This window comes from Martinezella sp. CNPSo 3964, from assembly GCF_057784375.1.
Map to the genome: position 1 here is coordinate 57147 of NZ_JBXSOW010000004.1, position 13597 is coordinate 70743.

The following is a 13597-nucleotide window of genomic DNA, read 5'->3' on the forward strand; positions in this document are numbered from 1 at the left end:
TAATATTGATCCGATAGCGTTGTGAGGTGGTGCAAATCACACCAATCACAGTCTTGCGCTGAACACGGGGAATAGCAGGCAAAGGCCTGCTATCGGACTTGCTGCAAAAGCGAAAAGGGACTGATCTCTTTTGCAAGAATTCGGTAGACTTGCAGATAACCTCTATTGCTTCCGAAGCCTGCAGATGACGGTGCCGTCACCCGTTCGCGCCTTCTTGTTAGGATCGATACAGGTCAAGGCATTGGGTTCACAGTCCTCGCGGAACTCATACACCCCATTGGGACCCTGGGCTTCCAGGTTAGGCCCTTGCGATGGGCAATCCACAGCCTCGGTGCCGTGTTGCTCGCATGCGGAAAGCGCAAGACCGATCAGGAGGAGAGCAAGAAACTTGTGCGTCATCTGCCTTCGACTACAGGATCATATGATGAATGCAAAGCCACTAGTGTCATGGAGTATATAGAAACTGGGTGAGTGGCCATACATCAACGCGTCCAGGAAAATCGCAATCATGATCTTGACGGGGATCGCACTGCGACCGGCTCCCGGTGTCGATTTTGCGCAATGACTGGAGCGATCATATATCGGCCATGTCCGCCTCAAAGGAAACTCGCTTCGAACAATTCGCGTGTATAGGCGTCGTGCGTCGTGCCGGCCTGCAAGTCCGCCTTGGTCAGTTCATCGACGAAGGTGCCACCCTTCATGATCAGCACCCGATCGCACATATGGGCGATGACGGCCAGGTCATGGCTGACGAGGACATAGGTCAGGGAACGCTCCTCGCGTTGGTCGGCGAGAAGATTGAGGATTTCCGCCTGGATCGACACGTCGAGCGCCGAGGTCGGCTCGTCGAGTAACAGGATGGGCGGCGAGAGGATCAGCGCGCGGGCGATGGCGACACGCTGGCGCTGTCCACCGGAAAGCTCGTGTGGATAGCGGTTGGCGAAGGCTGTCGGCAGCCCGACCTGGCGCAATGCTTTTTCGACCTTAACCCAGACATCGTCATGCCCCATGGCACGCAGTGGCTCGGCAAGCGCCGTGCCGATACGATGGCGGGGATGCAGCGAGCCATAGGGGTCCTGAAACACCATCTGCGCATGCCGCAGTTCATCCCGCGTGCGGGTCTTGCCGACAGCCTTGCCGGCGAGGCCGATGTCGCCGGACCATCCCTTTTCCATGCCGGCGAGGCAGCGCAGCACGGTCGACTTGCCGCATCCGGACTCGCCGACAATGCCGAGCGTCTCTCCTTTGCCGACATCGAAGCTTACCCCTTTGACGACATGGTTCTTCGTCTTGCCGGATGTAAAGACGACATCAAGATCGCGAACGCTAATCATCGGTTGCTCTCCAGATCAAGCTTTGCCCTGTCGAGCACCGCTAGCCGCCGCACCGGCCTGTGCGGGTCCGGCAATGCGGACATCAGCCCGCGCGTATAGGGATGCTGCGCATCTTCGAGACGGGTCAGCGTCTCCACGATGCGGCCGGAATACATGACGATGATGCGCTCGCAGAAGGCCGCGACCATGCGGATATCGTGGCTGATGAGCAGCAGCCCGGAATTATTCTCACGCACCAGCTCATCGAGCAGGGTGAGCACGTCCTTGCGCACGCTGACATCGAGTGCGGACGTCGGCTCGTCGGCTATGACAAGCTTTGGTTTTGCCAGGAGCATCATCGCGATCATGACGCGCTGCCCCATGCCGCCCGAGATCTGATGCGGGTAAAGCGCCATCACGCGGTCCGGATCGCTGATGCGGACGCGCTCAAGCATGGCCCGCGCCGCATCACGCGCTTTGCTTCTGCGCAAGCCCAGATGCAGCTGCGCCGCCTCGGCGATCTGCTTGCCGACCGTCAGCACCGGATTGAGGGAATAGCGCGGGTCCTGCATGATCAAAGCGATATCCTTGCCGCGCAGGGCGCCCATCTGGCGCTCCGACCTGTCGAGCAGGGAGATGCCGTCGAGCGTCATGCCTTTGGCCGTGATGCTCGCGCTTGGTGGCAGCAGGCGCATGACCGCACGCCCGGTCGTCGATTTGCCGGAGCCGGATTCGCCGACGATCCCAACGCGCTCGCGCCCGACATCGAAGCTGACATCGGAGACCGCCGCCAGGGAGTTGCGACCAAACCGGACGTTCAGGCCCTGGACAGAGAGGATGGGATGGGGATCACGATCTTGCATGGCGGGGATCCAGAATATCGCGCAGTGTGTCGCCGACGATGTTGAAGGCCAGACTTGCCAGAAGGATCGCAATGCCGGGCATGACGGCGACCCACCAGAAATCGAGCATGTATTTGCGTCCGTTGGAAATCATCGCACCCCATTCCGGGGCGGGCGGCTGGGCGCCTAGCCCGAGGAAGCCGAGGGACGCCGCTGTCAGGATGATGCCTGCCATGTTGAGCGTCAGGCGCACGATGACCGAGGGGACGCACATCGGCGCGATGTAGAAGAACAGGATACGCAGCCTGGAGGCGCCATAGAGCCTCGCCGCCGCGACATAATCGGTGTTCCTGACGACGAGCGCCTCGGCGCGTGCCAGTCTTGCAATCGGCGGCCACGCCGTCAGCGAGATGGCGATGATGGCAGTCGTCAGGCCGGCACCGAGTGCCGCGGCAAAGGCCAGCGCCAGGATCAGCGACGGAAAGGAGAGCACGATATCGGTGGCGCGCATCAGGAGCGCATCGATACGGCCGCCGAAGAAGCCGGCAACCACGCCGATCAGAAGACCGATCGGACCGACGATCACCGAAATCGACAGCACGGTCTGGATGGTGATGCGCGTGCCGAAGATCAGGCGGCTGAGGATATCGCGGCCGAACTCGTCCGTTCCGGCCAGATGTGCAAGGCTTGGCGGCTTCAACGCATCCGAAAGCACCTGCACATTCGGATCATAGGGCGCCAGCAGCGGCGCGAAAATCGCGATCAGGCATAGCAGGGCGAGGATGATGAAGCCGGCAAGGCCAAGTGGTTCGTGGGCAAGCTTGCCGCCGGCGCTTTTCAGCGAGCCCATCATGCGGCTCATGACATTCGGTGGACGGACGGTCACGTCCGCATGGATCGCGTCGCTCATCGGACGGCCTCCCTGGTGCGCGGATCGAAGACCGCATAGGTGATATCCGCTAGGAAATTCAAAAGCATGAAGAAAAGTCCGACAATGATCGTCGCCGCAAGGATGGCATTCATGTCGCCGATCATCAGGGCGTTCGTCATGTATTGGCCGATCCCCGGCCAGGAGAAGACGATTTCCGTCACCACCGCGCCCTCGAGCAGCCCGCCATAGGAGATGGCGAGAATAGTGATGAGCTGCACGGCGATGTTCGGGAGAACATGGCCGATGATCGTTCGCGCCGGACCGACGCCCTTGGCGCGGGCGGCAATCACATAATCCTGGCTGAGCTGCTCCAAAGTGAAGCTGCGGGTCATGCGGGTGATATAGGCGACTGCCGCATAGGCGAGAATGAAGGCAGGCAGGATGATGTGGCTGAGTGCATTCCAGAAAATATCCGTCTCGCCCTGCAGGAGGCTGTCCACCAGCAGCAAGCCGGTTTGCGGCGTGACGATGCCCTCGTAATAGACATCGACCCGGCCAGGGCCGCCGACCCAGTTCAGGCCTGCATAGAAGACGACAAGCCCAACAATCCCGAACCAGAAGACCGGAATGGAATGGCCGACGAGAGAGACGACACGCGCGATCTTGTCGATCAGCCGGTCGCGGAACAGCGCCGCCACCAGACCGAGCGGCACGCCGACGAAGGTCGAGATGATGACTGCAAGCGTCGCAAGCTCGAATGTCGCGGGAAAGGCCTGGGCAAGATCGGCGGAGACGGGATTTCCCGTCAGGATCGCCGTGCCGAAATCACCATGGGCAAGACCCTTCAGGTAGATGAAGAATTGCTCGTAGACGGGGAGATCCAGTCCGAGCCGCTGGCGCATCGCGGCATAGGCGGCGGGATCGGCCAGCTCGCCAACGATCGCCCCCACCGGGTCGGCCGGCAGGACGCGGCCGATCACGAAGGTGACCAACAGGAGGATGAACAGGCTGACGATCAGATGCGCGATGCGTCGGCCGAATTCGGCTACGGATAGTTCCTTCATGATCGGCTGCCTTCGATTGCTTATTCGGCGTCAGCCTTGGTCACGTTTTCAAGGCGGGTCATCTGGTTGGGATGTCCGAGATAGCCTTTGACCCTGGCAGAGAGAACAAGGGGTTCGAACCGTTCGAAAAGCGGCAGGAGCGCCGGTTTCAGATCGACGAACATTTGCTGCATCTGGGTATAGAGTTCGGCCCGCTTCTTGGCATTGGGCTCTACCGAGGTCTTTTCCGCAAGCGCCGTCAGTCCGGGGATATCCCAGGCTGAACGCCAGGCAAAATTGCCGGCATTATTGGCCTCCAGCCGGTTGTCGGGATTGTTGGCGAAATCATCCATGGAGCCGAGAACGTTCGGCATCAGCGCGCTCGTCTGCGGCAGCAGCAGGTCGAAGTTGCGGGCGCGGTGAGCGGCAATAATTTCGGAGCCATTGCCCTGCTGTATCTCGACCTTGATACCGATCTGGCCGAGGGAGGCCTGGATGGCGGTTGCCAGATCGATGCGTGGCGTCTGCGAGATCGTCTTGAGCGTCAGCGAAAAGCCGTCCTTGAAGCCTGCTTCCGCAAGCAATTGCTTTGCCTTGGCGACATCGAGGTGCCAGTCCGGATTCGGCAGTGCATATTCGAAATTTTCCGGAACGGGGATGTTTCGTGCCCGGCCGTAAGGACCCATGATGGTCTTCTCGATGCCCTTGTAGTCGATGCCATAGGCAATGGCTTCGCGAACCTTGGGGTTGGCGAGATATTGGTTGCCCGCATTCATCGCCAGCACATAGAAGCCACCCGTCGGTACGCGCTGGATGACGAAATTGCTCTTGGTTTCGAAGGTCTCGAGATCGGATTTGGAGAGCGCATTGCCGATATCGATATCGCCACGGTCCAGCATCAACCGCTCGACCTGGCTTTCCGGCACATGGCGGATGATGACGCGCCGCATTTTCGGCGCGCCGCTGACATAGGTCTTGTTGGCATCCAGAATGACGATCTCGTTCGGGGTCCATTTGTTCAGCGTGAACGGCCCGGAACCTGCCGAATGGGTACGCAGCCAAGCGTTTCCGGAATCGTCGTTCGCAATATGCTTCTGTACCTCGACGCTATCGACGACGCTCGAAACGCCGAGTGCTAGCCGATAAAGCAACCCTTCGGCCGTCACCTTGTCCGTCAGGTCGATACGCACCGTCCTGGCGTCGACCGCATGGATCTGATTGGCGATCGTTTCGATGGAATAACCAATGCGCTTGAAATAGGAGGAACCGGACTGGTTGAGCTTCACCAGCCGGGTCAGCGAGAAGACGACGTCGTTGGCGGTGACCGGATTGCCGGAAGCGAAAGCGGCATCCCGCAATTTCAGCGTCAGCGACTTGCCGTCATCCGTCCAGCTTTCCGCCAGCTGTGGCACGATCTTGCCATCCGCGGTCGTTGCGACAAGTCGATCGTAGAGATTGGCAAGGATTTCGAGTGCTTTGGGTTCGGTGGCCTGCTGTGGATCGAGGGACAGCACCTGCGCGAGCGACGTGCCGATCACCAATTGATCTTTGGGCGTAGCCGCCTGAAGCTGCGGCGCGGCCAGTGTCAGCATGCCGATTGCAGCGCCTACAAACATGGCCTTCGAAAAGTGCTTCATTATGCTTCCTCCCTCGAATAGTATATAATACGTATGATGTTATGCGCATGTCATATTATGATTTATCGAAGATCGAAGATGTTTGCAAGGCCATGCGGATGGCTTGATGCGAATGAACGAGGGTCAAAAATGGCGACATGCGACCCGAGTCGCCTGAAACTGGCGTAACGGGCAATCGATCAGTTGCCATATGGCTTGGCGGTAAAGGGTATCAGACGGGCGGCTGGCTTTTGGACAAGGCTGGAGATGAGGCGGCCTTCGATGTCAGCGATTGCGCCGGCCTCGGCAAAATCCATGCCGGGCAACGGCTAAAAATCCCGTTGGTGATCGGAGGTCAAGGCTCTGAACATGCGTGACAGACAATGTGGGTGCATGCGGCGACAGGCCCGTGGCGCCATCGTATGCTCGCCAAGCGGCAATAGCTCTCGACACCTCGAAAAATTCATATTATGTCATATGATATAGACCAACCTCATGGGAGAGACGCTCGGTGTATGTAGGAACACAGGTCGAGGCGCGCGATGACGACGATTATCGCGTTTTCGCGCAATTGGGGCTGAAGCATATATGTGCGGACCCGCCGGGAAAGCCGGAGAGCTGGACGCTGTCCGATATTGAGCGCCTTCGCGACAAGGTCGAAAGCTTCGGGCTGATTCTGGATATGATCCAGCTTCCCTTGCCGTCTCAGCCGATCGAAAAGGCATCCTATCCTGACATTCTGCTTGCCGGACCGGATCGCGATCGCCAGATCGATGCGGTCTGCAAGCTCATCGAAGATGTGGCGGCGGCCGGCATTCCCGCGGCAAAATACAATCTCAATCTCATCGGTATCCCGCGTACGCCGGAAGAACCGGGACGCGGCGGTTCGATGAATGCGAGCTTCCGCTGGGATAGAGCGGACCACCAGGCAGCCCCTGGTCTTGCCGGCGTCTTGTCGGAAGACGAAAACTGGGAGCGGATCGACTATTTCCTGGAGCGTGTTGTGCCCGTGGCGGAGAGCAATCGCGTCCGTCTCGCCTGCCATCCGCACGATCCCTATACGCCGCCGGGCTATCGTGGCGTCACGCGCGTGCTCGGCTCAGTCGAAGGCCTGAAGAAATTCGTGCTGATGCGTGAAAGCCCCTATCACGGGCTGAACTTCTGCCAGGGATCGGTCGGCGAGATGCTCGACAATCCGCGCGAGGAGATCGACGACATCATCCGCTGGTTCGGTACGCGCGGCAAGCTTTTCAACGTCCATTTCCGCAACATTCGCGGCGGCAAGCTCTCCTTCATGGAGACCTTCCCTGACGAGGGCGACATGGACATGGTTCGTTCCGCCAAGGTCTACAAGGAAGTCGGCTATCAATACATGCTGATGCCCGATCATGTGCCGACCATCAGCGGCAGGGATCCGACCGGCGTCGCCTTCGCCTTCTGCTACGGCTACATCGCCGCCCTCGTTCAGGCGCTCGAAGGCGTCTGAGACCCATTGCCTATACCAATCGATAATAGGATTCCAAGATGAACCCGATTGAACTGAAAAAGGCGGTTGGCAGCGGTCTGCTGTCCTTTCCCGTCACCCATTTCGACAGCGACCTCAAATTCGACGAGGCGAAATACAGCCGCCATGTCGAATGGCTGGCAGGCTATGATGCCGCCGCCCTTTTTGCCGCCGGCGGAACCGGCGAGTTCTTCTCCCTCAATCCCGCCGAAATCCCGCAGGTCGTTCGCGCCGCAAAGGCATCCGCAGGCAATACGCCGATCATCTCGGGAACGGGCTACGGCACGTCGCTTGCCATCGAGATCGCCAAGGCCGCCGAGAAGGCGGGAGCCGATGGTCTGTTGCTTCTGCCGCCTTACCTGATGTTTGCGGAACAGGCCGGCCTGATCGCGCACGTCAAGGCGGTCTGCCAATCCGTCGGCATCGGCGTTATCGTCTACAACCGCGACAATGCGGTGCTCAGCGCGGACAGCATCGCGCGGCTCGCCGACGAATGCCCGAATCTGATCGGCTACAAGGACGGCGTCGGTGAAGTCGACAAGGTAATTGAGATCACCACTAAGCTCCAGGATCGCCTGGTCTATGTTGGCGGCATGCCGACACACGAAGTCTATGCCCAGGCCTATTTCGCCGCCGGCGTGACGACCTATTCCTCCGCCGTCTTCAATTTCATTCCCGCGCTTGCCCAGCGTTTCTATAGCGCGTTGCGGAGCGGAGATCAGGCAACAGTTGATGAAATCCTCACGGGCTTCTTCTTCCCGTTCGTCGCCCTACGCAATCGCAAGAAGGGCTATGCGGTCTCTATCATCAAGGCCGGCTTGTATGTTCTCGGTAAGGATCCCGGTCCGGTGCGCCCACCGCTAACCGATCTGACGCCGGATGAGCTGGCGGCGCTCGCCAAGATCATCGAGACAGCCAAGGCCGCGTGAAGCGTAGCCAAAGGGAGCAAGTGATCGTCGGCAGTGCCGACGATCACCTTTTGCAGGAGGAGGACATTCGTGATTAGGCTATCATCTGGAATTTTTGCCGCGGTCATAGGCGCCTCGGCAATGCTTGCGGCGACACAGGGCGTGCTTGCCAAGACATTCGTCTACGTCTCCGCGGCGACGGACGGAAAGATCGACAGCTACAGCATGGACGAAAAGGCCGGCACCCTGACACCGGTGGCGACCTTCGATGCCGGCAAGATGGTCATGCCGATGACTGTCGGGCCTGACAAGAAACATCTCTACGCTGTCGTGCGTTCGCAGCCTTACCGGGTGCTGACGCTGGCGATCGATCCCACAACCGGCAATCTGACGCAGGCGGCGGTCGCGGCTCTGCCCGACAGCATGCCCTATGTATCGGCCGATCCCTCCGGGCGGCTGCTCTTTGCCTCCTCCTACGGCGGAAACAAGATCGCGGTCCTGCCGATCGATCCGGATGGCCGCGTGACGAACGGCACTCGCCAGATGATCCTGACCGGCCGCAATGCTCATTCGATCGTCAGCGACCCCACAGGCAAATATGTCTTTGCGACCAATCTCGGCTCCGATGTCGTGCTGCAGTTCGTGCTCAATCCCGAGACCGGCATGCTGGAGCCGAACAATCCGCCTGAGATCGCGACCAAGCCGGGTTTCGGACCTCGTCACATCATTTTCTCTCCGGGCGGCAAGTCGGTCTATGTCGTCACCGAACTGACCGGTCACGTCATCCACTACAGCCTCGATCCGGCAAAGGGGACGCTTACCGAAATCGAAAGCGTCGCGTCCGTTCCGGATGATGCCGGCCTGTCTCCGGGCATTGCCCCGCCGCCTCCGCCGCCGTTCAGCGTCACGACGCCGGCGGCTGCGTCCGTTGATGACGGCAAGCCGAAGGTCTGGGCAGCCGATATCGGCATCACCCCGAACGGCAAATTCCTCTATACGACCGAGCGAACCACCAGCAAGATCGCGCTCTTCCATGTCGGGGACGGGAGCGGAAACCTCACTTATGTCACCAATTATCCGACCGAGAAACAGCCGCGCGGCATCCGCATCGATCCGTCGGGCCGCTTCCTGATCGCGACCGGGGAGAAATCCGACAAAATCACCGTCTATGCCATCGACCAAGCGAACGGCGCGCTCACGTCGATCGACCGCTATCCCGTCGACGCCGGCGCGAACTGGGTGGAAATCGTCAATCTTCCCTGAAAAGAAACGGGGATCACAGCCATCGCGCCTTTGTGTGGCGGGATGGCTGTCAGGATCCATCGCTACTCTAACGCATCGGCGGCCGTTGCCAACTTCGGAAGAGGTTCGCGCTGAAACGGATCTCGATGGTTATCTTCGGTCCAATTGGATCAGTTCGCAGACGACTGTCCACAAGTGATAAAGAGAGCTCGCAGGTATAGAGGTTGCGATCGAGCGTCCGTTAAGGTCAAAGCAGTCGCGCCAAGTTCCCCTGGGGGTGTGTGCAAGATACGTTTCCAGTAGTGCTGCGGTCAGTTGCTCCGCATGTTCAAGATAGTCCGAATTCCCGGTCAGCCGTGCTTGCGTTATATATGCCTTTATCAGCTCAGCTTGTGGCCACAGACGACGACTTTGCTTTGTTGGAATACCGTCAACACTGGTTTCGTCGATCAGAAAGGGTGTACCTGCCTGCCTGCCAACCGAGAGGGTGTTGTCCAGTATCTTGGCTGTCAATGAGCTGAGGTCCCTTCCTGACCACTTCACATAGCGGCCAATCAGCCAAACCCATTCGGCCATATGGCCCGGCTCTATTCGTCCCGATCCGTATATATCGCCGATCTCCCACGCTGGCCCGAAATACTCGCGAAGTGTGTTGGTGGCCTCGTCGAAAAAGCGGGATCGGAATAGCCCATAAAGTTCGCTGGCGCGGGCGATATGAGCGGGAGCGGCGTAAGCTTCCGCCAAGGCGAGAAATGATTCGAAACAGTGCATATGGGGGTTCTGTCGACGGGGGATGGTGCCGAGGCTGTCTTCCGCCCAGCCGCCGTGCGGGGCCGTCAACATGTCGTCCATCGCCGTGATCGTATCGTCGATCTGATTGCGGTAAGTTGCCTTGCCGGTCGCCTGAGCGAGCCAGGTTAGCGCTAGAAGGACGCATGCATGATCATAGAGGTCGCGTTCGGAATCAACAACGGCGCCGGTCCTGTAACTAATGCTCCTTGGAAACCTTGTGTTTGCGTGCCAATGCGCGAAGTTGCCGAGAGATTGGCAAAGGCGCGCTCGGCTTTCTGCAGCGATCCTTGCGGGGCAACACCGAGCGCACTGGCGTGTGCGAAGACATAGACGACGCGTGCCGCCGTTCTCGTGCGAACGATGCCGCTTGGATCTGCGGAGCCATCGATCTGTAAGCCTTCCATGAATTGGCCGGTGACATCGTCAAAAGCGGATGAGATCCAGGTCGGTAAGACAATCTCGATGAAGTAGCTTTTGAAGTGAAGGAGAGATGCGTAGTTCTTCATCGCCGTTTTATTGGTGCTTGACAAGTTATCGTTTGCTATAGGGAAGGTGCGTGCGGCAATAGCATCATCGTATAGGTTGTATCAATACTATTTTATAAATCTGCACATTGTTTAAACCGCCGGAGCAGATTCCACTTATTCCGGGTCATGGCCTGTGGGAAACCAGCGGAATAGCGGTTCGAGCATGAGGTCAATCCAGAGTTCTTTCCTAATTTCGGCGTAAGATTGAACCCCGACAGTGATCGCCATAAAGCTGCCGCTCTATGGTCAGGGGATCGCCGCGCTATTGCCTCACAGAAAACGTTTGAGGGCCACATTGCCGCCGGATCGTTCCTCAACCCTAACCGGCGGCTAAATCATACGATATGCCATCCTTCGCTCTACGCCATCAAAGAGGTGTTTCCCCCCGCACGACTAAAGAGGAATTGAGATGATTATTCGTCATATCCCCGTTGCATCGTTGACCGCTGCAGTCTTGAGCTTGATGGTTCTCAGCAATCAAGCATTCGCGCAGCAAGCAACACAAGAACAGCAACCTGCCCAAGCGCAGCAGCCCGACAGCACTGCTACTGCTGCTACAGTCAGCGATCAAAAAATAGAAGCTTTTGCGGTCGCTTATCTCCAAGTGGACAAGATCAGGCAGGAATATTCAACCAAGATCGGCGCAACACAGGATCCGACAGCGAAGCAACAGCTGCAGACCGAGGCAAGCAAGCAGATGGTACAAGCTGTTCAGACCTCTCCGGGGATGTCTGTCGACGAATACAACGCAATTCTGACGGCTGCAAAGAAGGACCCCGCACTCGTTAAGAAAGTCCAGGACAAGATTCAGAAAGCCGCGCCTGCACAACAGTAAATGACGGTCCAATCTCCGGGTGGAGTGATAATAGGTCGATGCCGTACCAAGTGCTGCAATCCTGGCGTGGCATCGACCGGCTCTTCATCGCGATAGCAGTGAGGCGGTTGGCTGGCTTACCGCCCGGCTGCTTTCAGCAGGCCGTTTCGAGCGAAAGTTTCGTGCAATCGTTCGTCGACGACGATGTAGGAATCGAGTGTCAGTGCGAGTTTTTTCGCAATGAGCGGTACACTTTCGGCCAGCTTTATCAGGCGTCCCGGATCGGAAAACACGATTTCCGCATAGGTGTTGAAATCATTCTCTGAAGTCGTTGCGCCATAGGCGGAGAGAAAGCCGGTTTCCACCGGCGGTGCTGTCTGGCCATTGCGAGCGATCTGATCGGTCGCACTGTTTTGAAATTGCCAGCCGGCCGGCTCGAGCGCTGTGAAAGCGTGTTGCAGGGCATCGTTGCGCAGCCAGATGAAGGAGCTTGTTTCGTGGTGCACGCCAAGCTCTGCGGTCAGCCGACGCGTCTCGGCCGATACGTTGGAGGGAGCGGCGAGGAAAATCCAGTCGAGCCCATAGGTGCCGCCCGCTTCGGCGCGGTCGATCAAGATCTTGCCGGCGATGAAGATCGCCTTGATGATCCGGCCGAGACATTGTTCCGGATAGGCTTCGAAAGCTTTCGAGATGCCGTGCAGCGAGTCCTTCACGGCGGTGCGGTCGGCCGGGCTCAGCACAACACCCTCTACAGGCGCATCAACAGGCAGATAGGGTGGAGCGTAGAAGGTCGACGGATCGCCAAAGCCGATCGTCAGGCCCTGTTGGTGGCCAAGCTTGGCCGCATAGGCATCAGGATCGGCAATGGTATCTTCTTTCTGTGTCGACCGGCCGAGAAGGTAGGAACCACTCCCGGCCAGAACCACGGCTGCGCCAAGTAGAAGACGCCGTGAGACGATCAATGCGCCAGCCCGACCCGAGCACCGACTTGCACGGCGGCCGGAACCATTGCGCGTGGCAGGGCGGTGGTGGCCGCGCCGCGAAGCATGGCCAGGCCGCGCGTCAGCGAGGCGCCAGCGGCTGCAAAGGAGGCCGGATCATCGGCAACGCCGGCGCCGGCGGTGAAGAAATCCTCGACCAGGGTCCCGACGACGATGACGCCGGCGCCGATGACCAGGCCGGTGCCGATGACACGGCTCCAGTTTGTCCCTTCCTCGGGCTCGCGGATACGCACAGCATCACGCACGGCCTGCGGCGAGGGTGCAGATGGGGGAATTTGTGCCTTCGGCGTGATCAGGATCACGAAGGCCACGCTCATGGCGACATAGTGGAACGGGCCGATCCTGCCCTGCAGCTTGGGGAAGCGGACTTCGGCGCGCAGCTTCGGGATAGGGCTGCTGGAGCTGAACTCGACGCCAACGGCGGTGGCCGCGGCGTTCGGCGTTGTGCTCTGGCTGACCAGCATGGAGCGCACTGTCACCTCTTTTTTCTTCGAATCATAGATGAAGCGCGTGTCACCGATGAGCTGGCCGAAGGCAACATTGGCCTGCTGCGAGATCTGCGTTTCCAGCCGTCCGCCGTTGCTCACGTAGGTTGCGGGATAGCTCTTGTCCGTCATCAGGACGACATCGCCGGTCATGCGGAATTCGATCGTCGCCGTCGGGGTTTCGATGACGGGCATCGTCAGATCGTTCAAGCGGTACTTGATCGAGATCGGCGAATAGATGTGCGGCAATTCCTTCTTCAGTTCCGTAGTCGGGTTGCCGGTGCGAAGTGGCTGCGGGGAGGGAGAATGCGGCGCCTGCGTGGTGGCGGCCGTCGAGGGACTATGATGCTGCGAAGTATGATGCGCATGGTGGTGGCCGTTGCTGCTACGCTCGCGTTGACCCGGTAGAACCGGGATCAGAATTGTGCTGCCGGCATGGATCAAATCCGGATCGGGAATTCCATGACCAGTGGCGCGAATGACATCGCGGCGGTTGTTATAGCGCCAGATACGCGGCCATTGTGCGCCGTGGCCGAGATGTTCGTGGGCAATAGACCAGAGCGTATCGCCCGCCTTGACCTGATATCGTGTGCCGATCATCAATTTCCCCCGTGTGTTGCTTAACGGAATAGGATAGTT

Annotated in this window: 13 protein-coding genes; 4 read left to right on the forward strand and 9 right to left on the reverse strand. The window is 58.9% G+C overall.

The genetic code is table 11. The features are described 5' to 3' along the window. Positions 1–596: 596 nt before the first annotated feature. Genes AC13Q5_RS14195 through AC13Q5_RS14215 form a run of 5 tightly spaced genes read right to left on the reverse strand, consistent with a single transcriptional unit; the run spans position 597 to position 5706 of the window. Positions 597–1334 (reverse strand): ABC transporter ATP-binding protein, encoded by a 738-nt coding sequence (locus AC13Q5_RS14195; protein ID WP_488502058.1) that lies wholly within the window; start codon positions 1332–1334, stop codon positions 597–599. Continuing rightward, a complete protein-coding gene (locus AC13Q5_RS14200; RefSeq protein WP_488502059.1) occupies positions 1331–2176 on the reverse strand; it encodes an ABC transporter ATP-binding protein in 846 nt (281 codons plus the stop codon). Before AC13Q5_RS14200 ends, AC13Q5_RS14195 begins: the two co-directional genes overlap by 4 nt. Continuing rightward, entirely contained in the window at positions 2163–3065 is a 903-nt protein-coding gene (locus AC13Q5_RS14205; protein ID WP_457880356.1) for an ABC transporter permease, read from the reverse strand. Before AC13Q5_RS14205 ends, AC13Q5_RS14200 begins: the two co-directional genes overlap by 14 nt. Continuing rightward, positions 3062–4090 (reverse strand): ABC transporter permease, encoded by a 1029-nt coding sequence (locus AC13Q5_RS14210; protein WP_488502060.1) that lies wholly within the window; start codon positions 4088–4090, stop codon positions 3062–3064. Before AC13Q5_RS14210 ends, AC13Q5_RS14205 begins: the two co-directional genes overlap by 4 nt. Positions 4091–4110: 20 nt before the next feature. Further along, positions 4111–5706, reverse strand: coding sequence for an ABC transporter substrate-binding protein (locus AC13Q5_RS14215; protein ID WP_488502061.1), 1596 nt, complete (start codon positions 5704–5706; stop codon positions 4111–4113). Between the two features lie 490 nt (positions 5707–6196). Here AC13Q5_RS14215 and AC13Q5_RS14220 point away from each other — a divergent pair, with 490 nt between their 5' ends. From AC13Q5_RS14220 to AC13Q5_RS14230, 3 genes are all read left to right on the forward strand, one after another. Beyond that, entirely contained in the window at positions 6197–7171 is a 975-nt protein-coding gene (locus AC13Q5_RS14220; RefSeq protein ID WP_488502062.1) for a mannonate dehydratase, read from the forward strand. Positions 7172–7209: 38 nt separating this feature from the next. Continuing rightward, the gene (kdgD, locus tag AC13Q5_RS14225; protein WP_488502063.1) at positions 7210–8118 is read left to right on the forward strand and encodes a 5-dehydro-4-deoxyglucarate dehydratase; all 909 of its coding nucleotides are present in this window, start codon (positions 7210–7212) and stop codon (positions 8116–8118) included. 69 nt (positions 8119–8187) lie between these two features. Next, positions 8188–9360 (forward strand): lactonase family protein, encoded by a 1173-nt coding sequence (locus AC13Q5_RS14230; protein WP_488502064.1) that lies wholly within the window; start codon positions 8188–8190, stop codon positions 9358–9360. Positions 9361–9489: 129 nt separating this feature from the next. Here AC13Q5_RS14230 and AC13Q5_RS14235 read toward each other — a convergent pair whose 3' ends face one another. Continuing rightward, on the reverse strand, positions 9490–10332 hold the full coding sequence (locus tag AC13Q5_RS14235) for an AGE family epimerase/isomerase (RefSeq protein ID WP_488502433.1): 843 nt from the start codon (positions 10330–10332) through the stop codon (positions 9490–9492). Next, positions 10263–10661 (reverse strand): hypothetical protein, encoded by a 399-nt coding sequence (locus tag AC13Q5_RS14240; protein WP_488502065.1) that lies wholly within the window; start codon positions 10659–10661, stop codon positions 10263–10265. The genes AC13Q5_RS14235 and AC13Q5_RS14240 overlap by 70 nt, the downstream gene beginning before the upstream one ends. Before the next feature lie 406 nt (positions 10662–11067). Here AC13Q5_RS14240 and AC13Q5_RS14245 point away from each other — a divergent pair, with 406 nt between their 5' ends. Then, positions 11068–11493, forward strand: a complete 426-nt coding sequence (locus tag AC13Q5_RS14245) for a DUF4168 domain-containing protein (protein ID WP_488502066.1) — start codon at positions 11068–11070, stop codon at positions 11491–11493. Positions 11494–11609: 116 nt separating this feature from the next. On the opposite strand, the gene AC13Q5_RS14250 is transcribed toward AC13Q5_RS14245, so the two are convergent. Continuing rightward, a complete protein-coding gene (locus tag AC13Q5_RS14250; protein WP_488502067.1) occupies positions 11610–12434 on the reverse strand; it encodes a hypothetical protein in 825 nt (274 codons plus the stop codon). After that, on the reverse strand, positions 12431–13558 hold the full coding sequence (locus AC13Q5_RS14255) for a LysM peptidoglycan-binding domain-containing protein (RefSeq protein WP_488502068.1): 1128 nt from the start codon (positions 13556–13558) through the stop codon (positions 12431–12433). Before AC13Q5_RS14255 ends, AC13Q5_RS14250 begins: the two co-directional genes overlap by 4 nt. Positions 13559–13597 lie beyond the last annotated feature (39 nt).